The sequence below is a fragment of the Nocardia sp. XZ_19_231 genome, assembly GCF_015355705.1.
Classification (GTDB): domain Bacteria; phylum Actinomycetota; class Actinomycetes; order Mycobacteriales; family Mycobacteriaceae; genus Nocardia; species Nocardia salmonicida.
Map to the genome: position 1 here is coordinate 210874 of NZ_JACUZI010000008.1, position 20502 is coordinate 231375.

At 68.6% G+C, this 20502-nt stretch carries 17 protein-coding genes; 10 read left to right on the plus strand and 7 right to left on the minus strand.

Annotation, left to right across the window (positions count from 1 at the left end):
• Positions 1-62: 62 nt before the first annotated feature.
• Entirely contained in the window at positions 63-635 is a 573-nt protein-coding gene (locus tag IBJ82_RS29035) for a TetR/AcrR family transcriptional regulator (RefSeq protein WP_194829148.1), read from the minus strand.
• 130 nt (positions 636-765) lie between these two features.
• Between IBJ82_RS29035 and IBJ82_RS29040 the strand changes: the two genes are divergently transcribed.
• The 3 genes from IBJ82_RS29040 (at position 766) to IBJ82_RS29050 (ending at position 5808) form a co-directional block, all read left to right on the plus strand.
• Entirely contained in the window at positions 766-2682 is a 1917-nt protein-coding gene (locus IBJ82_RS29040) for a hypothetical protein (protein ID WP_370585535.1), read from the plus strand.
• 45 nt (positions 2683-2727) lie between these two features.
• On the plus strand, positions 2728-4479 hold the full coding sequence (gene treZ / locus IBJ82_RS29045) for a malto-oligosyltrehalose trehalohydrolase (RefSeq protein WP_194829149.1): 1752 nt from the start codon (positions 2728-2730) through the stop codon (positions 4477-4479).
• A gap of 75 nt (positions 4480-4554) precedes the next feature.
• The gene (locus IBJ82_RS29050) at positions 4555-5808 is read left to right on the plus strand and encodes a serine hydrolase domain-containing protein (protein WP_194829150.1); all 1254 of its coding nucleotides are present in this window, start codon (positions 4555-4557) and stop codon (positions 5806-5808) included.
• A 16-nt stretch (positions 5809-5824) separates the two neighbouring features.
• Here the strand turns inward: IBJ82_RS29050 and ilvA are convergent, their stop codons facing one another.
• Together ilvA and IBJ82_RS29060 are read right to left on the minus strand one after the other, a co-directional pair.
• A complete protein-coding gene (gene ilvA / locus IBJ82_RS29055) occupies positions 5825-7177 on the minus strand; it encodes a threonine ammonia-lyase IlvA (protein ID WP_370585536.1) in 1353 nt (450 codons plus the stop codon).
• An 88-nt stretch (positions 7178-7265) separates the two neighbouring features.
• On the minus strand, positions 7266-7700 hold the full coding sequence (locus IBJ82_RS29060; protein ID WP_194829152.1) for a nitroreductase family deazaflavin-dependent oxidoreductase: 435 nt from the start codon (positions 7698-7700) through the stop codon (positions 7266-7268).
• A gap of 99 nt (positions 7701-7799) precedes the next feature.
• On the opposite strand from IBJ82_RS29060, the gene IBJ82_RS29065 reads away from it, so the two are divergent.
• Positions 7800-8015 (plus strand): hypothetical protein, encoded by a 216-nt coding sequence (locus tag IBJ82_RS29065; RefSeq protein WP_194829153.1) that lies wholly within the window; start codon positions 7800-7802, stop codon positions 8013-8015.
• A gap of 27 nt (positions 8016-8042) precedes the next feature.
• Here the strand turns inward: IBJ82_RS29065 and IBJ82_RS29070 are convergent, their stop codons facing one another.
• Positions 8043-10745: a LuxR family transcriptional regulator gene (locus tag IBJ82_RS29070; RefSeq protein ID WP_194829154.1), complete on the minus strand. Its 2703-nt coding sequence runs from the start codon at positions 10743-10745 to the stop codon at positions 8043-8045.
• Between the two features lie 158 nt (positions 10746-10903).
• Between IBJ82_RS29070 and IBJ82_RS29075 the strand changes: the two genes are divergently transcribed.
• Together IBJ82_RS29075 and IBJ82_RS29080 are read left to right on the plus strand one after the other, a co-directional pair.
• Complete coding sequence (locus IBJ82_RS29075; protein ID WP_056816327.1) at positions 10904-11260, plus strand: nuclear transport factor 2 family protein; 357 nt, start codon at positions 10904-10906, stop codon at positions 11258-11260.
• Positions 11261-11286: 26 nt separating this feature from the next.
• Entirely contained in the window at positions 11287-11706 is a 420-nt protein-coding gene (locus IBJ82_RS29080) for a hypothetical protein (RefSeq protein WP_194829155.1), read from the plus strand.
• Between the two features lie 73 nt (positions 11707-11779).
• On the opposite strand, the gene treY is transcribed toward IBJ82_RS29080, so the two are convergent.
• The 3 genes from treY to IBJ82_RS29095 all read right to left on the minus strand — a co-directional run bounded on the left by treY (position 11780) and on the right by IBJ82_RS29095 (position 16568).
• Complete coding sequence (treY, locus tag IBJ82_RS29085) at positions 11780-14167, minus strand: malto-oligosyltrehalose synthase (protein ID WP_194829188.1); 2388 nt, start codon at positions 14165-14167, stop codon at positions 11780-11782.
• Between the two features lie 48 nt (positions 14168-14215).
• Entirely contained in the window at positions 14216-16321 is a 2106-nt protein-coding gene (glgX, locus tag IBJ82_RS29090; RefSeq protein WP_194829156.1) for a glycogen debranching protein GlgX, read from the minus strand.
• A gap of 67 nt (positions 16322-16388) precedes the next feature.
• A complete protein-coding gene (locus tag IBJ82_RS29095) occupies positions 16389-16568 on the minus strand; it encodes a hypothetical protein (protein WP_194829157.1) in 180 nt (59 codons plus the stop codon).
• A 58-nt stretch (positions 16569-16626) separates the two neighbouring features.
• Here IBJ82_RS29095 and IBJ82_RS29100 point away from each other — a divergent pair, with 58 nt between their 5' ends.
• The 4 genes from IBJ82_RS29100 to bioD all read left to right on the plus strand — a co-directional run bounded on the left by IBJ82_RS29100 (position 16627) and on the right by bioD (position 20208).
• Positions 16627-16893: a MarR family winged helix-turn-helix transcriptional regulator gene (locus IBJ82_RS29100; protein WP_194829158.1), complete on the plus strand. Its 267-nt coding sequence runs from the start codon at positions 16627-16629 to the stop codon at positions 16891-16893.
• 60 nt (positions 16894-16953) lie between these two features.
• A complete protein-coding gene (locus IBJ82_RS29105) occupies positions 16954-18231 on the plus strand; it encodes an adenosylmethionine--8-amino-7-oxononanoate transaminase (protein ID WP_194829159.1) in 1278 nt (425 codons plus the stop codon).
• 151 nt (positions 18232-18382) lie between these two features.
• Positions 18383-19531 (plus strand): 8-amino-7-oxononanoate synthase, encoded by a 1149-nt coding sequence (locus IBJ82_RS29110; RefSeq protein WP_194829189.1) that lies wholly within the window; start codon positions 18383-18385, stop codon positions 19529-19531.
• Positions 19528-20208, plus strand: a complete 681-nt coding sequence (gene bioD / locus IBJ82_RS29115) for a dethiobiotin synthase (RefSeq protein ID WP_194829160.1) — start codon at positions 19528-19530, stop codon at positions 20206-20208. Before IBJ82_RS29110 ends, bioD begins: the two co-directional genes overlap by 4 nt.
• Positions 20209-20502 lie beyond the last annotated feature (294 nt).

Consider the following 20502-nt stretch of genomic DNA (forward strand, 5'->3'; position numbering starts at 1 on the left):
CAGTTTTGAATCAATCAGTCCAAAATGAGAGCATGGCGAAAGAGGGCTCGGGTTCGGCGAGCTCAGAGGCAGCGCATCGCGGTGTCGGCGATCGAGGTGAGGGTGGCGTGGTCCGCGCCGCCGCGCGCCGCGACCCGGAGGCCGCTGATCGTGGCGATCAGGAACTCGGCGATGGCGCGGGGATCGCGATCGTCGGCGAATTCGCCTGCGCGCTGGCCGCTGACGATCGTCGCGGTGAGCGCGTCGAGGCGGCGCTCCTGATCGGCGCGCAGAGTGGCCTTGATGTCGGCGTCGTGCGGCGCGAGTTCGACGATCGAGTTCACGACGAGGCAGCCCGTCGGTTCGGTGTCGGGTGCGTCGGCGGCCCGGTGCAGGGCGGCGCTGATCCGCTCCCTGGCCGGTGCGTCGCTGTCGAGGAGGTCGAACAGGGGTGTGTTCTTCATGGTGATGTAGTGCTGCAGCGCGCGATCGAACAGGTCGCGTTTGCTGGTGAAGGTGTTGTAGATGCTGCTGCGACCCAAACCTGTTGCGGCGCAGAGATCCTGGGTGGACGTCGCCTCGTAGCCCGCGGACCAGAACGCACGCATCGCGGCATCCACCGCGCGAAGCTCGTCGAATTCCTTGGGTCGGGCCATGGCGACGACCGTAGCATGTTTTGAACAGATCGGTCCAAAATTGAGCTGTGTACGGGCACAGGCTATCGGCGGCTTCCCTGTGGTGGGTCGTGATGGCCGCCCCGCGAACTACGAGCTAGCGTCGAGAGACGTGACGTCCGTGCCGCTGCTCGACTCGCCATCGCCCGCCGAGATGTCGTCTCGGCCGGGGCGGCTCGCGTTGTCGAGGCGGGCAATGCTGATCGCCGCGGCCTGTCTGATCGTGGCGCAGCTGGTACTGCGCGGGTGGGTGGCCGGTTCCGGGTTCTTCTACTGGGACGATTTCCTGCTGATCGGGCGGGTGAGCAGTCAACCGGTGTTCTCGACGGAATTGCTGTTCACCAGTCACGACGGGCACGTGATGCCGCTGACCTTCGTGCTGACCTGGCTGGTCACCGAGGTGGCGCCGCTGAATTGGACGTTGGCGGTCATCGTGTTGGTGGCGTTGCAGTTGCTCGCGTCGCTGGCGGTGTTGCGCCTGGTCGTCGTGCTGCTCGGAGTTCGGGCGCGGATGCTGGGACCGTTGGCGTTCTACCTGTTCGTGCCGTTGACGGTGCCCGCGTTCGTCTGGTGGGCGGCGGCGGTGAACACGCTGCCGTTGCAGATCGCGCTGGCGTGGGTGAGCGCGGACGCTGTGCGGCTGGTGCGGACCGGGCGGCGCGGGTACGCGGTGTCGGGGGCAGTGGTGTTCGCGGTGGCGTTGCTGTTCTTCGAGAAATCGGTGGTCGTGCTACCGGTGGCTTTCGCGGTGGCCGTGCTCGTGGCCCACGTCTCGGGAGGGTCGGTGCGCGACACCGCCCGCCGCGGTGCCGCACTGTGGACGGCGGCCGGTGCCGTATTGCTGGTGTGGTCGGCGGGCTTCCTGCTCGTGATCCAACGCCCGCGCGGACTCTCGGCTCCCGAACACCCCGGATCGCTGTGGAGCCGGGCGCTGTCGGACGGGCTGGTGCCCGCCCTGCTCGGCGGTCCGTGGCGCTGGGAGCGCTGGCAGCCCGCCACTCCGTGGGCCGATCCTCCCGGCCTGTCGGTCGCGCTGAGCTGGCTGCTGCTGATCCTGTTCGCGGCGTGGACGATTCGCACCCGTCGCCGGGTGGTCGCGGTCTGGGCGTGCACCGCCGCGTACGCGGTCCTGACCATCGCACCCGTCGTCCTCCTGCGCGACGGCCCGAGCACCGCGGGTCTCCTGCTCCAATCCCTGCGCTACTTCGCCGACTTCGCCGTCATCGCCACCGTCGCGCTCGCGCTGATCGCTGCGGCGCCCGGTCGGTCACGGTCGAGTTCGGTGGTCGGATCGAACAAGCTCGCACGACAACGGGTTCTGTCGATCGGCCGTGGTTCGGGCGCTGGAGGTGGGTCGGCTTCGATCGAGAGGAGCGAAAGTCGAGCGCGGCAGATAGTTGGAGTCGTGGCCATCACCCTGTTCCTCGCGAGCAGCGTGTACTCGACGATCACCTTCACCGGATCGTGGGAACCGAGCCCGGCGCGCACCTATGTCACCGGAGTGCGAGCCGCTCTTCCCGAAGTCACCGACGCGCCGCTGCTGCCACAGGAGGTGCCGTGGAATGTCTTGAACCCGTTGGCCTTCCCCGAGAACATGACCGACCGCGTCTTCGCCCCGATCGCGACACCCACCACCTTCGCCCTGTCGACCCCACGCCTGCGCATGATCACCGACGAAGGCGACATCGTCGACGCCCAGGTCTGGTGGAACCGCGCCATCGTCACGGGCCCCGAACCCCGCTGCGGCCACCGCGTGCGCGGCACCGCCGCCGCCAACCTCCCACTCGACGGACCCATGCAGATCCGTGACTGGACCGCCCAGCTGAACTACAACGCCGACCGTGACGGCCGGATCGCCCTGTCCTTCGAAGGCGAGACCGAAACGATCGCCGACGTGCGCGCGGGCCTGAACACCGTGTACGTCCGGCTGCTCGGGGGCGGCGACACCCTGCGCATCAGGTCCCTCGACGAGCGGCAGTCGCTGTGTGTCGGCGCCGGACCTGTCGGGGTCGCCGCATACCCGCGGTGATTCGTTGATCGAGCACACCGGCGCGGGGCATGCGATGCTGGGCCGATGAGGCAGTTTCGGGTGTGGGCACCGGACGCGGGAGCGGTGTGGCTGCAACTGGACGGGGTGCAGCACCCGATGCGCAGAAACGGCGGCGGCAACTGGTCGGTGCGCGTCGACGCAGGTCAGGGTGCCCGATACGGCTTCCTGGTCGATGACGATCCGACGGTACTGCCCGACCCGCGCTCGGCCCGTCAACCCGACGGTGTGCACGAGACCTCCGCGGTCCACGACCTCGACCCGACGGCCTGGACCGACCGGAACTGGACCGGTCGCCCCCTGGCCGGCTCGGTGTTCTACGAACTCCACCTCGGCACCTTCACCCCCGACGGCACCTTCGACGCGGCGATCGCGCGCCTCGACCACCTCGTCAACCTCGGCGTGACCACCGTCGAACTCATGCCGGTCAACGCGTTCGACGGCACCCACAACTGGGGCTACGACGGCGTCCTCTGGTACGCGGTGCAGGAGAGTTACGGCGGCCCCGACGGCCTGCAACGCTTCGTCGACGCCTGCCACGCCCGCGGCCTGGCCGTCTGCCTCGACGTGGTCTACAACCACCTCGGCCCCTGCGGCAACTACCTGCCGCGCTTCGGCCCCTACCTCGCCACCGGCCGCAACACCTGGGGCCAGAGCCTCAATCTCGATGGTCCCGGCTCGGACGCGGTCCGCGCCTACATCATCGACAACGCCCTGCGCTGGCTGCGCGAGTTCCACATCGACGCGCTGCGCATCGACGCCGTCCACGCGCTGGTCGACCGCACCGCCACCCACCTGCTCGACGAGCTCACCGTCGAAACGACCGCGCTGGCAGCACATCTGGGCCGACCGCTCAGCCTGATCGCCGAGAGCGACCTCAACGATCCCCGATTGATCACCCCCCGCGCGGCGGGCGGCTACGGACTGACCGGCCAGTGGAACGACGACCTGCATCACGCCGTCCACACCGCTGTTTCCGGCGAAAGGCAGGGCTACTACGCCGATTTCGGCTCGCTGGCCTGCCTCATGCAGACGCTCACCCACGGGTTCTTCCACGCCGCTACCTATTCCAGCTTCCGCGGTCGCACCCACGGGGCGCCCATTCCCCGCGACCTCGTCCCCGGCAGCGCCCTGCTCGGCTACACCTGCAACCACGATCAAATCGGCAATCGGGCGATCGGTGACCGTCCCAGCGACTACCTCACCCCCGGCCAACTCGCGGTGAAGGCGGCGCTGGTGCTGCTCTCGGCGAGCACCCCGATGCTGTTCATGGGGGAGGAGTGGGGCGCGCGCACCCCGTTCCAGTTCTTCACCTCCCACACCGACCCCGTCGTCGCCGCGGCCACCGCCACCGGGCGCCGCGCCGAATTCGCCCAGCACGGGTGGTCCAGCGAGGAGGTGCCGGACCCGCAGGACCCGGCCACCTTCACCCGCTCCAAGCTCGACTGGACCGAGGTCGGTCGCGAACCGCACGCCCGGTTGCTCGCCTGCTATCGCGGCCTGCTCGCGCTGCGCAAATCGAGGCCGGAGTTCACCGACCCATGGCTGCAACGAGTGTGGGCCGACTATGACGAAGCACAGCGTTGGTTCATCCTGCGTCGTGGTCGAATCTCGGTGGTGTGCAACCTCGCCGAGGACGAAGTGGTCATCCCGGTGCACGGTCGTGTGTTGCTCGCCTGGTCGCCTGCCACCGAAAGTGGTGCGGGAACACTCATTTCGGGTCACAGTTTCGCCGTGCTCGAAGAAGGCGACCACGCGAGCACGGTGGTCACCGAGTGATGACGACAGGGCACGGGTCGGCCACAGTCCGAAACGCGCCATTGCCGAATCGGCCTAACGCCGTATAGTTGGATGATGAGCAACGACGCTTACGGGCAGGATAGCGCTGCCCTCCCGGCCGGTGTCGGGGGCTTCGCCCCTGCCGGGTTCGGCCCGCTGGTGCGGGCTTTCGCCGGCTTGATCGGCCACCGCCGCGGCGCGGGTGGCGCCCTCGCGGTATATCGGCACGGTGAACCACTCGCCCATTTCTGGATCGGCAGTGCTGGTGGTGACTCCGCGTGGACCGCGAACACCGGTTCCATCGTGTTCTCCGCGACCAAGGGCGTCACCGCCACCGTCATCCACCGGCTCGCCGACCGCGGACTCATCGACTATCAGGCGCCGATCGCCGAATACTGGCCGCGTTTCGCCGCGCACGGCAAGGGGTCGATCACCGTCGCCGACGTCCTCACCCACCGCGCCGGGCTGTCGTCGCTGTCCGCGGTCGCCAACAGCGCCCAGGAATCCCTCGATCACGAGCTGATGGAGGACCGTCTGGCGATGGCGGCTCCCGACCGGATGCTCGGCGTGCCCACCTATCACGCCCTGACCTACGGTTGGCTGCTCGCGGGCCTGGCCAGAGGCGTCACCGGCCGGAGCATGAGCGAGCTGATCCGCACCGAGGTCACCGACCCGCTCGGCATCGACGGGATCCACCTCGGGCACCCCGGCGCGGGCTCCTCGACCGAGTACGCCCGGCTGGCAGGCGCGCACCTGAGCTTCACCGCGCATCCCCTCGCCGCCGCGTTCCTCGGCAAGGTCGGCTTCCGGCTGCCCGGCCCGCTCGGCGCGGCTGCCCGCTGCCTGTTCGTGCCCGGCCTCGACAGCATTCTCGACGGCGACCACCCACCGATCCTGAGCACCGAGATGCCCGCGGGCAACGGGGTCGCCACCGCTACCGGCCTCGCGAAGATGTATGCCGCGCTGGCCGACGGTGTGACCGTCGACGGTTCGCCTTTCCTGCAGCCGAGCACGCACGCCGCGATCCGCAAGGTCCAGACCTACCGGCTCGACCACGCATTGTTCTACCTGCCGATGATGTGGCACCTGGGCTACCACTCGATGCCCGCGCCCGGTGCCCGGCACGGGTTCGGCCACATCGGCCTCGGTGGTTCTTTCGGCTGGGTCGACCCGCAGTCGGGGCTTTCGGTGGCCTACGTCCACAACCGTCTCGACCAGATCCTGCTGCCCTACGACCAGGTCGCCATGGGTTGGCTGCTGCCGCTGGTCCTGTCGAGCGTGCGCGCGAGCCGCGAGTCCGGACATCGCGAGGATCGCGCGGCGGCATAACCGCCGCGCGGGCTCCCTACGTGAGGTAGCGGTAGGCCGGGGAACCCGGTTCCAGGCGTTCGGCCTGGATCGGGGACTCCTCGATGCGGTGCATCAGCGAGGCCAAGTTGTCGGTGGCGCCGAGTTCGATGCCGACGAGCGCCGCCCCGGTATCCCGGTTGTTGCGCTTGACGTACTCGAACATGGTGATGTCGTCGTCGGGGCCGAGGACATCGTCGAGGAAGCGGCGCAGCGCACCGGGCTCCTGCGGGAAGTCCACCAGGAAGTAGTGCTTGAGACCGCGGTGCACCAGTGAGCGTTCGATGATCTCGCCGTAGCGCGAGACATCGTTGTTACCGCCCGAGACCAGCACCACGACCGTGCTGCCGGGCTCGATGTCGATCTCGGCCAGTGCCGCGGTGGCCAGCGCGCCCGCGGGTTCGGCGATGATGCCTTCGCTCTGGTAGAGGTCGAGCATGGCGGTGCAGATGGCGCCCTCGTCGACCAGCATCACCCGGAAAGGTGCTGTGCCGGTGTGGTCTTCGGGTGTCGTGAGCAGGGGCAGCGAGGCGTGCGAGACCATCCGCCCGCCGAACGACGCGGCCGCCCGGTAGGGCAGTTCGCCGATGCGGCGCACGGCGGCACCGTCGACGAACGGGTCGATCTCGGGCAGCGTCACCGGAGCACCGGCGACCAGTGCGGCGGTGAGCGAGGCCGCGCCCGCGGGTTCCACGCCGAGCAGACCGGTGTGCGGTGCTCGTTCGCGCAGGTAGGTGCCGATGCCGGCGAGGCAGCCGCCGCCGCCGACCGGCACGACCACCAGATCGGGCGCGGTGCCGAGCTGCTCGAGGAATTCCGCGGCGATGGTGCCCTGGCCCGCGGCGGTGCGCGGGTCGTCGAACGGCGGAACCATCGTGGCGCCGGTGCGGGCCACATCGTCGGCAGCGGCCGCGGCTGCGGCGTCGTAGGTCTCGCCGACGGCGATCAGCTCGACGAACTCGCCGCCGTGCACGCGGATGCGGTCACGCTTCTGCTTGGGGGTGGTGGTCGGCACGTAGATGCGCCCGCGCACGCCCATCGTTCGACAGGCGAAGGCCACGCCCTGCGCGTGATTGCCCGCGCTGGCGGCCACCACACCGGCCGCGCGCTCGGCGGCGGTGAGTTGCACCATCAGGTTGTAGGCGCCGCGCAGCTTGTAGGAGCGGACCGCGGTCAGGTCTTCGCGCTTGAGGTATACCTGCGCACCGGTGCCGGCCGACAGTCGCGCGCTGTACTGCAGCGGCGTCGGCTCGATGATCCCGGAAATTCGCTTCGCGGCGGCGTCGATCTCGTCCGCGGTGAGCGGCGGACGGGTTACGGGCACTTCGGCGACGTCAGCGATGTGGGACACCCCGACCATGCTACCGAGGCTCCTCGCACGCTCGGTCAGCGGAACCACCCGCCGTGGTTGTCACGGCGGGTGTGCTCCGACCTGCGGATCAGCGCGGGGTGAGGACGAAGACCGGGATCACGCGATCGGTCTTCTTCGTGTACTCGTCGTAGTCGGGCCACACGGCGACCGCGCGCTCCCACCACTGCGCTCGCTCGTCGCCGACGACCTCGCGTGCGGTGTAGTCCTTGGTGGTGGTGCCGTCGCGCAGTTCGACGTGCGGATCGGCCTTGATGTTGTAGTACCAGACGGGATTCTTCGGCGCCCCGCCCAGCGAAGCCACGACGGCGTACTCGCCGTCGTGCTCGACCCGCATCAGCGGCGTCTTGCGCAGCTTGCCGGACTTGGCGCCCTTGGTGGTGAGCAGGATGACGGGTTTGCCTTGCAGCGAAGTGCCCTCGGCGCCGCCGGAATTCTCGTAGGTCTCGGCCTGTTCGCGTGCCCAGTCCGAAGTGCTCGGTGCGTACTCTCCTGTCAGTGGCATGACCTGCACAACGAATCCTCGCTTTGTGATGTTCCCGACAGAGTGACGCACATCGAAGTTCGGTGGCCCGAACTTCGATGTGCGCCTATCCTGGTCTGCATGGCAGTGCTCACCTCATCGGCAGCATCCGCGACCGTCGATATCGCGGGTAGCGCTTGGCCGGTCTACAAGCTCGAGGCGCTGGTCGCCGCGCTCGTGGTCGGTGCGCTGTTGCTGCTTGTCGTCGGATCACCGCAGGTCGCGGTGCTCGCCGCGGCAGTGGTCGCCGCCGTCCGCTGGGCTGTGGGCGCGACCCGCACCGCCTCGCGCACTTGATTCGACCGGCCTAGCGCTGTCGCGGATTCACTCCGTCAGGTCGAGCGCGCTCAACTCACCGCGCGAGAGCACACCCAACTTCGGATACGCCTTGTACAGGTGATGGCCGACCGTGCGGTGGCTCAGGAACAGCCGCGCGGCGATCTCCCGATTCGACAAGCCCTGTGCCGCCAGTCGCACGATCTGTGATTCCTGCGGGGTGAGCGAGCTCAGCGGGCCGCCGCTCGCTCTGGCGCCCGTGCCGACGCCGAGTGCGGCCAATTCGGTGCGGGCGCGCTCGCTCCACGGCGTCGCGTCGAGCCGATCGAACAGGTCCATGGCCAGCTCCAGCTGAGTCCGCGCGTCGACCTTGCGTTTGTCGCGGCGCAGCCACTCGCCGTAGAGCAGCCGGGTGCGGGCCTCGTCGAACGGGCGGTTCGCGGCGAGCGCGGCCACGAAGTGCTGCTCGGCGTCGGATCCGTCGGCCAGCAGCGCACGACCCCGGGCCGCCAGCGCCGCGATCCACTCCTGTCCGGCGCGCTGTGCCCAGTGGGTGAGTCGATCCAGTGCTTCGGTCGCCCGGTCCGTCGCGCCGAGGCGAACCGCCACTTCGATCTGATCCGGGAGCGTGCGCAGCCCGATGACGTGGTGGCGAGCCGGCTCGATCGTCATATGCGCGAGCTCTGTCTGTGCCTGCTCCAGCCTGCCTTCGCCGAGTGCGAGCAGCGCCACGGCCGCGTGCGCCCACGACGCGCCCACCGCGCCCGGCCCACCGAATTCCTCGGCCACCGCACGATCGGCATGGTCGCGACTGGATGTCGAATCACCCTGCAGTGCGGCGAGATACGCCAGGAACGCGTGGATCTGACTGACCCATTGCGCCTGCCCGATGTCCTGTGCGATCCGCAACCCTTCCTCGGCCGCGATCCGGCTCTCCCGTGGCCGCCCACCGAACGACAAACCCTCGGAGCGGAAGAACAACAGCGGCGCCAGCAACCCGATCCGACCCTGCTCCCGGCATTCCCTGACCAACTCGCCGGCCAACTCTTCGACCTGCGCGTCCTGGCCGACAACCAAGCCGCTGCCACACAGCTGCACGAGGTCGGCCGGACTGTCCGCTCCGCCCGCCCGGGCGGCAGCCGCCGCGTCGCGCAGGTCGGCGACCCGGTGTCCGGTCACCGACCCGGTCAGATATCGCACAATCGGCGTCGCGGGATCGTCCTCCACCAGCCGCAGCGTCGTCAGAACGGCGGCGACCTCGTCGAGCTCATCGGGCCCGAGGTACCACGCGGTGTGGACGGCCTTGGTCAGAATCCGGGCAGCGCCACGGGGATCGGTCTCACGCGCCGCGACGGCCGCCGACATCAGCCGTCGATGCGCGGAACCCGGTTTGCCACCGGCGAATTCGGCCTGCGCGCGTACCAACTCCAGCCGCAGTTCGAACGCGGACCCGTCGGCATCGAATTCGACCCGGTGGGACAAGGACTCGGCTCGCTCGGCCAGTCGCTCCGCTCGGTCGGTGAGGCCGGCCTCGGTCGCGGTCTCGGCGGCGAGGACGAGTCTGCGCACCCGCGCACCGGTGTCGGTACTCAACGCCGCCGCGCGATCGTAGGCGGCCACCGCGCCGTGGAAGCCGTGACGGCGTCGGGCGCGATCGGCTGTTCGCTCCAGCGCGGTCGCGGTGTGTTCGTCGGGACCTGTTGCCGCGCAAGCGAGGTGCCACGCGCGCAGGTCGGCGGCGTCGTCGTCGACCAGTGCGTCGGCGAGCGCGCGATGGGCGGCGAGGCGGTCGGTGAGCGCTGAGCCCTGGTACACCGCCGAGCGCAACAGTGGATGGCGCCAGGTGAGCACCTGACCGTCGGTGGCCACCATGCCCGCGTCCTGCGCGGGTTGCAGATCCGGTAGCGACGCGCCGAGTGCGGACGCGGCACGCAGAACCGGGGCGAGGTCTGCCGCGCCTGCCGCCGCGGCGATCAGGAGCACTGCTCTGGTCGCGGCGGGCAGGCGGGTGACCCGCCCGTGGAAGGCCAGTTGCAACCGCTGGGTCAGCGGCAGTGGATTGCTCTCGTCGAGGATGCTCTCACCGACCACAGCCGGAAGTTCCAGCAGCGCGAGCGGATTACCGCCCGACTCGGCGAGCAGCCGATACCGCATGGCCGGACTCAACGCGGTGGTACCGGCGTCGAGCAGTGCCGCCGCGGCATCGGGACGCAACCCCGCCAGCGCGAGTTCCGTCAGCCCGGGAGCGGGAAAATCCTGCGGTCCCGAGCGAGTCGCGAACAGCATCACCACCCCTTCGGCATCGAGTCTGCGGGCCGCGAACAGCAGTGCCTCCGCGGTGGCCCGGTCCAGCCAGTGCGCGTCGTCGATCACACACAGCAGCGGCCCCTGCGCCGCCTCCTCGGCGAGCAGGGTCAGCACCGCCAGCCCGATCAGCATCCGGTCGGCGGGGGCGCCCTCGCCCAGTCCGAACGCCGCCTCGAGTGCGTCGCGCTGGCGCGACGGCAGTTGCCGCACCAGTTCCATGCCGGGGCGGACCAACAGATGTAGTGCCGCGAAGGGCAATTCGGCCTCGGACTCGATGCCCGCACTACGCACGGTCGGAATACCTTGCGCCGCTGCGTAATCCATCAGCGCGGTTTTCCCGATCCCGGCCTCGCCGCGCAGTACCAGGGCCCCGCTCCGGCCCGCGCGCGCCCCGCTGAGCAGGTCATCGATCATGGCCTGTTCGGTGTCGCGTCCGTGCAGCATGGGCTCCACCGTATCGCCGTACCGGTATCGCCAGTAGTCGCGACGGGAAAAGTACCTATAGGCGACTGATTCGACCGACCCCCCTCGCGCCATAACGTTGGTGTCATCGCAGGAACAACCCGCGAAGTACCAGCTCAAAGCCTATTTCGGAGGTCGAGATGAACACCGTCGTCGCACAGTACCTGGAAGCCTGGAATACCCGCGAGCCCGCCGCCCGCCGCTCCGCGGTCGCCCGTCTGTTCACCCCGGACGCCCGCTACGTCGACCCGTTGGTCGCGGTCACCGGCCACGCCGAACTCGAAGCCGCCATCGCGGGAGTGCAGTCGCAGTTCCCCGACTGGACCTTCACCCTGGCCGGCCCCGTCGACGCCCATCACGACCAGGTCCGCTTCACCTGGGGTCTAGGCCCTGCCGACGCCCCCGCCGTGGTGATCGGCTTCGACGTCGCCGTCCTCACCGACGGCCGCATCGACAGCGTCTACGGCTTCCTCGACCAGGTCCCCGCCACCACATAACCCCTTCGCAGCCAAGGAGATTCGCCATGACCACCACCGCCCCGTCCCGACTGTCCGCACTGTTCGCCTCCGGCGAGAACCTGCTGCGGGTGTCGTTGCGCCTCGACGCGGTCGTCACCACCGCCAACGGCGTCGCCTATCTGGCGCTGGCGCAACCGCTGGAACGGCTACTCGGACTCGATGCCGGCGTCGGCCTCGCGATCGGCGCGTTCCTCACCGTTTACGGCCTGGCCGTCGCGTTCGTCGGCCGCTCGTCGCCCGTCAATCGGGCCGCTGCGTCGGTGGTGGCGATCGGCAACACCGCCTGGGTCGTGGCCAGCCTCGCCGCGCTGTCGACCGGCGCGCTCGGTCTCACCACGGTGGGCGCGGTGTGGGCGGTGATGCAGTCGGTGACCGTCGGTGGTTTCGCCGCCCTGCAGTACCTCGGCCTGCGCCGCAGCCACTGAGCCGGACCCGAAGGACCGACGCACACCGCGTCGGTCCTTCGCCTGTGCCCGGGCAGTACGTGATGCGCGGCGTTCAGCGCACCAGCAATGCGACAGGCAGCCGGGCGAACAGTTTGTCCACGCGCGCACTACCCGCGAAGGTGTTCCCGGTGAGTCGATCGGTCCAATTACCCTGCGGCAACGGCAATGTGGTGTCGAGCCAGCCCGTCGTGGCGAGCCCCACCGAATGCCGGGTCGCCGCCACGATCACCTCCGGCGCCTCACCCGCGGGCCCTCGACCGTAGGCGATGAACCGATGCGCGTGCTCACCGATGGCATAGAGCGGCCGGTACATCCCGCCGACGAAGCACTCCGGCCGCTCCCTGCGCAACCACAGCGCATAGGCCACCACCCACATCTTCGCCGCCCCGGTGGTGTCCAGAGTCGGTGTGTCGGTGAGTGATTGGAGCATTCCCACGCGGGTGGCGAAGTTGACCGGCCGCCGATTGTCCGGGTCGACGAGGGAGTCCTCCCACAATTCGGTGCCCTGATAGATATCGGGAATCCCCGGCGCGCCCAGCTGCAAGAGCTTCTGCGCCACCGCGTCCGACCACGCGTGCGGTGCGAGCTCGTGCGCCAGGTCGCCGATGCCGGTACCCACCGGTCCGTCGATCACCGCGTCGAGCCAACCGTGCACGGCCGATTCGAACTCCGCGTCGGGCTCCTCCCACGATGTCTTGGTCCCGGCCTCGCGAATCGACTTCTCCGCGAACATGTGCAGCCGATCGCGCAGCCCCGGCACCGAGGAGGCAGGCCGTCCGTCGGCAGGCCAGACCCCGAACATGTTCTGCAACAGGAACAGTGCCGTCGCACCGTCGGGCGCGGGGGTCGTCTCCAGCCAGCCGCGAACCCGCTGCGACCAGACATCGGCGACCTGCGACAGCACCCCGATCCGGGCGCGCACATCCTCGCCACGTTTGGTGTCGTGGGTCGAGATCGTCGTCATGGTCGCGGGCCAGCGCTGCGCGCGTTCACTGTTGGACAGGTGGAAGTCGTTGACGGTGTGGCCGAATCGCGCCGGATTGCCGCCCACCTCCTGCAACGAGACCAGTCGCGCACCCTGATAGAACATGGTGTCCTCGACCGACTTCGCGGTGATCGCCCCACACACCTGTGAGAACCTGGTCGCCGCTTCGCCGCCCACCGACAGTGCGGTCACCAGCACCGACAGTGGCACCGTCAGTTCGGCATTGCGTTTCTCCACCTCCGCCACGACCGCGGCCGTCATCCCGGCCAGCGGCGCGTAGTCCACCCGGTACACCGGCATGAAGGCCAGTACCTCGATGGTCGCGTTGGTCACCGCGAGGGTGTCGAAACTGCCCGCGTTGCCGTCGCGTTTGATCGCGGCCACCAACCGCCGGATCTCCGGCGCCAGAATGGTCTCCGCGACAGCCCGCTTGATCCGATGCTCGGTCTCGCCGAACCACGCCCGGTCGCTACCGTGTCCCGCGACGTGCTGGGACAGTTCGGTCAGCGTCGTCTCACCCGCCGGATCGATGAGCACCCCACCGAGATCGGCCAGCGCGTCATAGCCGGTGGTTCCGTCGATCGGCAGCGTCGCGTCGAGGGGTTCGCGATTGGCGAGGATCTTCTCGACGAGCAGCAACCGCTGCGGTCCGATCAGCCTGCGCAACCGGGTCAGATAGGCACTCGGATAGGACAATCCGTCCGGATGGTCGACCCGAACGCCATCGATCAGATCGTGTTCGCACCACGCCGCCAGCTCCCGATGCGTCGCCTCGAACACCTCCGGGTCTTCCTGCCGGATCGCCGCCAGGCTGTTCACCGCGAAGAACCGCCGATAGGTACACACCCCTGCCTTCCAGCTCACCAGCCGGTAGTGCTGGCGGTCGTGGATGCGCAGCGCGTTGTCGCCGTCGGTGCCCGCCGCGATCGGGAACCGCAGATCGTGCAGCGCCAGCATCGGCTCCGCCCCCGACCGGTCGACGGTCAGCGCGGCCGGGTCGTTCTCGTTCTGCAGGACCGGCAGCGCCAGCCGCCCGCCCGCGCCGTTGCCCGAGCTCCAGTCGATGTCGAAATACTTGGCGTACTGCGACTTCTGCCCGTTGCGCAGCACATCCCACCACCACGGATTCTGTCGCGGATCGCCGACGCCCACATGGTTGGGCACCATGTCGACGATCAATCCCATTCCGCGACTGCGTACTTCGTCGGAGAGGACCTTGAGCCCCGTGGGCCCGCCGAGGGCGGCCGAGACCGTGGTCGGATCGGTGACGTCGTAACCGTGCGTCGACCCGTGCGCCGCGGTCAGGATCGGCGACAGGTACAGGTGCGAGATGCCCAACTGCTGGAGGTATTCGGCGATGGCGCGGGCATCGGCGAACGTGAGCGCGTCGGGGCGCAGCTGCAACCGGTAGGTGCTGCGCACCGTGCCCGCTCGCACGGGCGCGCGATGCAGCATGGTCAGCGGGTCGGTCACATAGGTCTCGGTCATGATCTCGCTCGGCGGCTAGGCGGTTCGGCGCAATACGAGCAGGCAGCGGCCGACAACTGGCAGCGTCGCCGCCGCGGCATGCACCGCGTCGGCCGCGCCGGTAGGGGTCGAACAATCCAGGGCGAGCGACCATTGCGCACCGAAGTCCGGGCCGGGCAGTACGAAATCGATCGCTTCGTCGTGCGCATTGAAGCACAGCAGGAACGAGTCGTCGGTGATGCGCTCACCACGCGGACCCGGTTCGGCGATGCCGTCGCCGTCGAGCAGCACGGCCAGTGACTTCCCGAAGCCGCTGTCCCAGTCGTCGTCGGTCATCTCGCTGCCCGCGGGCGTGAACCAGGCGATCTCGCGCCGGTGTCCCTGGTCGTCGCTCGGACCGGCGGCCAGGAATCGGCGCCGCCGGAAGATCGGATGCTCGGTGCGCAGGGCGATCACCGTGCGGGTGAACTCGAGCAGGTCGGCATTGGCCTGCGCCAGCGACCAGTCCATCCACGCCAGCGGCGAATCCTGGCAGTACACATTGTTGTTGCCGAGCTGAGTGCGTCCGATCTCGTCACCGTGGGCGAGCATCGGCGTGCCCTGGCTCAGGATCAGCGTGGCCAGCAGATTGCGTTGCTGACGAGCACGCAGCGCCAGGACCCGCGGATCGTCGGTCTCGCCTTCGACGCCACAATTCCACGATCGATTGTGGCTTTCGCCGTCGCGATTGTCCTCGCCGTTGGCATCGTTGTGTTTCTCGTTGTAGGACACCAGGTCTCGCAGCGTGAAGCCGTCGTGCGCGGTGACGAAGTTGATGCTGGCGCCCGGCCGACGGCCCGTCGACTCGTACAGATCCGACGACCCAGTGAGCCGGGAGGCGAACTCGCCCAACGTCGCAGGCTCCCCACGCCAGTAATCACGCACCGTGTCGCGGTATTTGCCGTTCCACTCGGTCCACAGGCTGGGGAAGTTGCCGACCTGGTAGCCGCCCTCGCCGACGTCCCACGGTTCGGCGATGAGCTTGACCTGACTCACCACCGGATCCTGGTGCACCAGGTCGAAGAACGCGGAAAGCCGGTCCACATCGTGTAATTCGCGTGCCAGCGTCGCGGCGAGGTCGAAGCGGAAACCGTCGACGTGCATGTCCAGAATCCAGTACCGCAGCGAGTCCATGATCAGCTGCAGCGTGTGCGGATGGCGGACATTGAGGCTGTTGCCGGTGCCGGTGTAGTCCTTGTAGTGCTCGGGAGTGGTGTCGTCGAGCCGGTAGTAGGCGGCATTGTCGATCCCGCGCAGGCTCAGTGTCGGGCCGTTGTGGTTGCCCTCGCCGGTGTGGTTGTAGACGACGTCGAGAATCACCTCGATGCCCTCGGCGTGCATCGCACGCACCATCGCCTTGAACTCGGCGACCGCACCGTCGCCGCGCGGCCGGGCCGAATACTGGTTGTGCGGTGCGAGATACCCGATGCTGTTGTAGCCCCAGTAGTTCCGCAGTCCCTGATCGGTGAGCACGTGATCGTGGAAGAACTGGTGCACCGGCATGAGCTCGATCGCGGTGACGCCCAACGACTTCAGATGTCCGATGATCGCCGGATGCGCCAGGCCCGCATAGGTGCCGCGCAGATCCTCCGGGATATCCGGGTGCGTCATCGTCAGACCCTTGACGTGCGCTTCGTAGATCACCGTCTCGTGATAGGGCCGGTTCGGCGGCCGGTCGGGACCCCAGTCGAAGAACGGGTTGATCACCACCCCGGTCATCGTGTGGCCCAGCGAATCCAGTCCGTAGGTATAGAGCGAGGGGTCGTTGACGAACTCGCCGTCGAACGCCTTCCCATACGGGTCGAGCAGCAGTTTGCTGGGATCGCAGCGCAATCCGAGCTCCGGCTCGTACTCACCGTGGATGCGGAAGCCGTAGCGCTGGCCCGGCATGACGGAGGGGAGATAGGCGTGCCAGACATATCCGTCGACTTCGTCGAGATCGACGCGGGTCTCGGAGCCGTCTTTGGCGATCAGGCAGAGCTCGACCTTCGTGGCGACTTCGGAGAACACCGAGAAGTTCGTGCCCCCGCCGTCATAGGTGGCGCCGAGCGGATACGCGGTGCCCGGCCACACCTCATCGGATCGGTCGTTCGGGCTCGACATGCTACGACAGTAATGGAACCCATGGCCCCACCGCGCACCATGTGACCGGCCGCTCGCTGACCGCTGCTCAGGCGGAGGTGGTCGCGAGCAACCGCCGGGCGTAGCCCGTGCGCCGCGCGAGCCCGGCCGATCCACCGAAGATCAACCGCTGCAGCGACGCGGGCGGACCGGCGAGATAGCCGTCCTGGTACTCCCAGAGCAGTCCGAGGGCGAGCGGATTGCGGGGGAGTTTGCTCGCTGTCGTCATTGTTCGCGTTGTCGAGGTCGCTCCAGAACGCGAACATCTCCCAGTGCTGTAGCGGTCGATGGGGGAGTTGGTCACCCACTTGGAGAAGTGCGGTTACGTGGAGCGCGCGCCCGATCCTGCGGACGGGCGTGCGCGGCTGGTCGTCACCACGGCGGCCGGGCGGGAGGTCGTGGCGCTGGCCGGGCGGCACGTCCAGCGGATCGAACAGGTGATCGCCGCCGAGGTCGGCACGGAATCGCTCGCCGTGGTCCGCGACGTACTCGCCCGACTGCCCGCCGTGCTCGCGAATCAGTCGGACACTCGGTCCGCGAGCGGCGGCAAGTGATAACTTGAACAGCGTTCAAGGCTGTCGTCTCGGCAGCCCCGGGCGACGACGAGGAAACCTGTGGACCTGAGCCCCGAGCAGATCACCGCCCTCGATGCCGAGCATGTCTGGCATCCCTACGGCGGATTTCCGGCAACGACCGAACCACTGGTTGTGGCGAGCGCGGCAGGTACGCGGCTCACCCTCGCCGACGGCCGCGAACTCGTCGACGGGATGAGCTCGTGGTGGGCAGCCGTCCACGGCTACTGTCACCCGGTCCTGGACGCGGCGCTACTCGCGCAATCGCAGCGGATGAGTCACGTGATGTTCGGTGGCCTCACCCACGAACCCGCCACCCGCCTTGCCCAATTGCTGGTCGAACTCACGCCCGCAGGCCTGGACAAGGTCTTCCTCTGTGATTCGGGCTCGGTATCGGTCGAGGTCGCGACGAAGATGTGCCTGCAGTACTGGCGCAGCGTCGGTCGCCCGGCGAAGAACCAGCTGCTCACCTGGCGTGGGGGATACCACGGCGACACCTTCACGCCGATGAGTGTCTGCGACCCCGACGGCGGAATGCACGCGCTGTGGACCGACGTCCTGACCGAGCAGGTCTTCGTCCCCGCGCCGCCGCGCGACTTCGAATCCGACTATGTCGCCGAACTCGAGCACGCGGTGGCCACCCATCGTGACGAGCTCGCCGCGGTGATCGTCGAACCGGTCGTGCAGGGCGCGGGCGGCATGCGCTGGCACGACCCCCGCTACCTCACCGAACTGCGTCGGATCTGCGACGACAACGACGTCCTGCTCGTTTTCGACGAGATCGCCACCGGATTCGGCCGCACCGGCGAGCTGTTCGCCGCCGACCACGCGGGCGTCGCGCCGGACGTGATGTGCGTCGGTAAAGCGCTGACCGGGGGCTATCTCACCCTCGCCGCGGCGCTGTGTACCGCGCGGATCGCGGAGACGATCAGTGCGGCGCACGGCGGGCTGATGCACGGGCCGACCTTCATGGGCAATCCGCTGGCCTGTGCCGTCGCGGTCGCCTCGATCGAATTGCTGCGCTCGCGAGACTGGCGCGGCGAGGTGGCCAGGATCGAGTCCGAACTCCGGGCGGGCCTCGCGCCGCTCGTCGAGGTGCCCGGCGTCGCCGAGGTCCGCGTGCTCGGTGCGATCGGCGTCGTCGAACTCGACGAACCCGTCGAGATGCGCACCGCGACCGATGCCGCCGTCGACGCGGGCGCCTGGCTGCGCCCGTTCCGCAACCTCGTCTACACGATGCCCCCGTTCATCAGCACCACCGCCGACATCGCCACCATCACCGAGGCTGTGCGCGCGGCGGTAAAGGCCTCGGTCGCATGAACCTCGCGGCGGATCGGCGCCGTGGGCGACACAGTGCAGCTCGGATGACCGACTGGTCGAGCGTCACGCCGACCGCGGTGACGGCAGCGCTCAGATGAGTGCGCGGGCGACCGTCCTGAACGGTGTTCAAGTATGCTGCTCAACTGTGAGTATGGATCCGTTGAGCTGGTTGGACGAGCGCGCGGCCGAGCGGGTCGACGCCGGGCTACGCAGGCACTTGCGCGAGCGCGCCGCTGAGTCGCCCGCGATCGACCTCGCCTCCAATGACTACCTGGGGTTGCACCGGCACCCCGAAGTCGTCGAGGGTGCGATCGCGGCTGTGCGCCGGTGGGGAGCGGGGGCCACGGGTTCGCGACTGGTCACCGGAACCACCACCGAGCACGCGCTCCTCGAAGCCGAACTGGCCGAATTCGTCGGCGCCGAAACGGGATTAGTCTTCGCCACCGGCTACGCCGCCAATCTGGGTGTGGTTACCGCACTCGCCGGACGCGGCACTCTCGTGGTCTCCGACGCCGGCTCGCACGCCTCACTGGTCGACGCGTGCAGGCTCTCCCGCGCCAGAGTCGCGATCGCACCGCACCGCGATGTCGCCGCGGTCGAACGATTGCTAGCCGACCGCACCGAGGAGCGCGCGCTGGTCCTCACCGATTCGGTCTTCAGCGCCGACGGTGACCTCGCGCCACTGGCCGAACTCCATCGCGTCACCCGGGCGAACGGCGCCATCCTGATCGTCGACGAGGCCCACGGACTCGGCGTGCGCGGCGCGGGCGGGCGCGGGCTCGTGCACGAGCTGGGCTTGGCCGGCGAACCGGACCTCGTGGTCACCGCGACTCTGTCGAAGGCATTCGCCGCCCAGGGCGGGGTAGTCCTGGCCGATGCCAGGATCCGCGCCCACCTCATCGACACCGCCCGCACCTTCATCTTCGACACCGGTCTCGCTCCCGCCGCGGTCGGCGCGGCGCGCGCCGCGCTGGCGCTGCTGCGCCGCGACCCGTCGATGGCCACCCGTGTCCTCGACCGCGCCGCCGACATCGCCCGGATCGCCGGAGTCTCCGACCCGGATTCCGCAGTGGTCTCGGTGGTTCTCGGAGAAGCCCAAGTCGCGTTCGACGCCGCGCAGACCTGCCGTGCCCGCGGTCTCGACGTCGGCTGCTTCCGACCGCCCTCGGTCCCCGAAGGCACCTCGCGACTGCGCCTCACCGCTCGTGCCGACCTCACATCCGCAGAACTGGAGACGATCGCCGAGGTCCTCGGCGATGTTCTCGCGTCGGCTCGCGGCAAGGAATCGGTGACGGCATGACTGTCCTACTGATCAGCGGCACCTCGACAGACGTCGGCAAAACCGTCGTCACCGCGGCACTGGCCGCCGCCGCACAGGCCGAGGGCCGCACCGTCGCGGTCTGCAAGCCCGCCCAGACCGGCATCGCGCCCGGCGAGCCCGGCGACCTCGCCGAGGTGACCCGCCTGACCGGGGTGACCCGGACCCTCGAGCTCGCCCGCTACCCGGACCCGCTCGCCCCCGACACCGCCGCACGCCGCGCGGCCATGCCCCTACTGACTCTGAGCGAAACCGTCGCCGCCGTCGATTCGCTCGCCGACGCCGACGTGGTGCTGGTCGAAGGTGCGGGCGGGCTGCTGGTGCGGATGGGGGAGTTCACCCTGCTCGACCTCGCCCAGAAAATCGGCGCCCCGGTCGTGGTCGTCGCCGCAGCCGGCCTCGGCACCCTCAACCACAGCGAACTCACCACCCGCACGCTCGCCGCGGCCGGTGTTCCCTGCGCCGGCTTGGTCATCGGCTCCTGGCCGACCGATCCCGACCTCGCCGCTCAGTGCAATCGAGACGACCTTCCACGAGTCACCGAGACTCCGATAGTCGGCACAATCCCCGCAGGCGCGGGGCAGTGGGATCGCCACCGCTTCACCACGGCCGCGCCCGGCTGGTTCACTGTCGGCCTCCTGCGTGGAAACCACCCTTGACCACCCGATTTGACTTCGTGTTTGTCGGCACGTAACTTTATTCCAGTCAGAGCGACACGGACACCGACTCAGCCGCGCAGCGGCCGGGACACGAGGTAGTACGATGAGCGCCTGACTGATTGTGTGTTCAGCAGAACTCGGATCGGATTTGCTTCCGGCCGGTTGGCTGAGCTAAGTTTGAACCCTTGCCTCACCGAAACCCCGACGACATGTTGTTGGTAGAAGTGTGTGCGTGTGTTCTTTGAGAACTCAATAGTGTGTCGATGAATGTCAGTGCCAATATTTATATTGGTT

What these genes read in the sequence shown, in the direction of transcription:
- IBJ82_RS29035 (WP_194829148.1), bottom strand. Translation starts at nt 635, where the DNA reads ATGGCCCGACCCAAGGAATTCGACGAGCTTCGCGCGGTGGATGCCGCG.
- treZ (WP_194829149.1), top strand. Translation starts at nt 2,728, where the DNA reads ATGAGGCAGTTTCGGGTGTGGGCACCGGACGCGGGAGCGGTGTGGCTG.
- IBJ82_RS29050 (WP_194829150.1), top strand. Translation starts at nt 4,555, where the DNA reads ATGAGCAACGACGCTTACGGGCAGGATAGCGCTGCCCTCCCGGCCGGT.
- IBJ82_RS29060 (WP_194829152.1), bottom strand. Translation starts at nt 7,700, where the DNA reads ATGCCACTGACAGGAGAGTACGCACCGAGCACTTCGGACTGGGCACGC.
- IBJ82_RS29065 (WP_194829153.1), top strand. Translation starts at nt 7,800, where the DNA reads ATGGCAGTGCTCACCTCATCGGCAGCATCCGCGACCGTCGATATCGCG.
- IBJ82_RS29070 (WP_194829154.1), bottom strand. Translation starts at nt 10,745, where the DNA reads ATGCTGCACGGACGCGACACCGAACAGGCCATGATCGATGACCTGCTC.
- IBJ82_RS29075 (WP_056816327.1), top strand. Translation starts at nt 10,904, where the DNA reads ATGAACACCGTCGTCGCACAGTACCTGGAAGCCTGGAATACCCGCGAG.
- IBJ82_RS29080 (WP_194829155.1), top strand. Translation starts at nt 11,287, where the DNA reads ATGACCACCACCGCCCCGTCCCGACTGTCCGCACTGTTCGCCTCCGGC.
- treY (WP_194829188.1), bottom strand. Translation starts at nt 14,167, where the DNA reads ATGCTGCATCGCGCGCCCGTGCGAGCGGGCACGGTGCGCAGCACCTAC.
- glgX (WP_194829156.1), bottom strand. Translation starts at nt 16,321, where the DNA reads ATGTCGAGCCCGAACGACCGATCCGATGAGGTGTGGCCGGGCACCGCG.
- IBJ82_RS29095 (WP_194829157.1), bottom strand. Translation starts at nt 16,568, where the DNA reads ATGACGACAGCGAGCAAACTCCCCCGCAATCCGCTCGCCCTCGGACTG.
- IBJ82_RS29100 (WP_194829158.1), top strand. Translation starts at nt 16,627, where the DNA reads ATGGGGGAGTTGGTCACCCACTTGGAGAAGTGCGGTTACGTGGAGCGC.
- IBJ82_RS29110 (WP_194829189.1), top strand. Translation starts at nt 18,383, where the DNA reads ATGGATCCGTTGAGCTGGTTGGACGAGCGCGCGGCCGAGCGGGTCGAC.
- bioD (WP_194829160.1), top strand. Translation starts at nt 19,528, where the DNA reads ATGACTGTCCTACTGATCAGCGGCACCTCGACAGACGTCGGCAAAACC.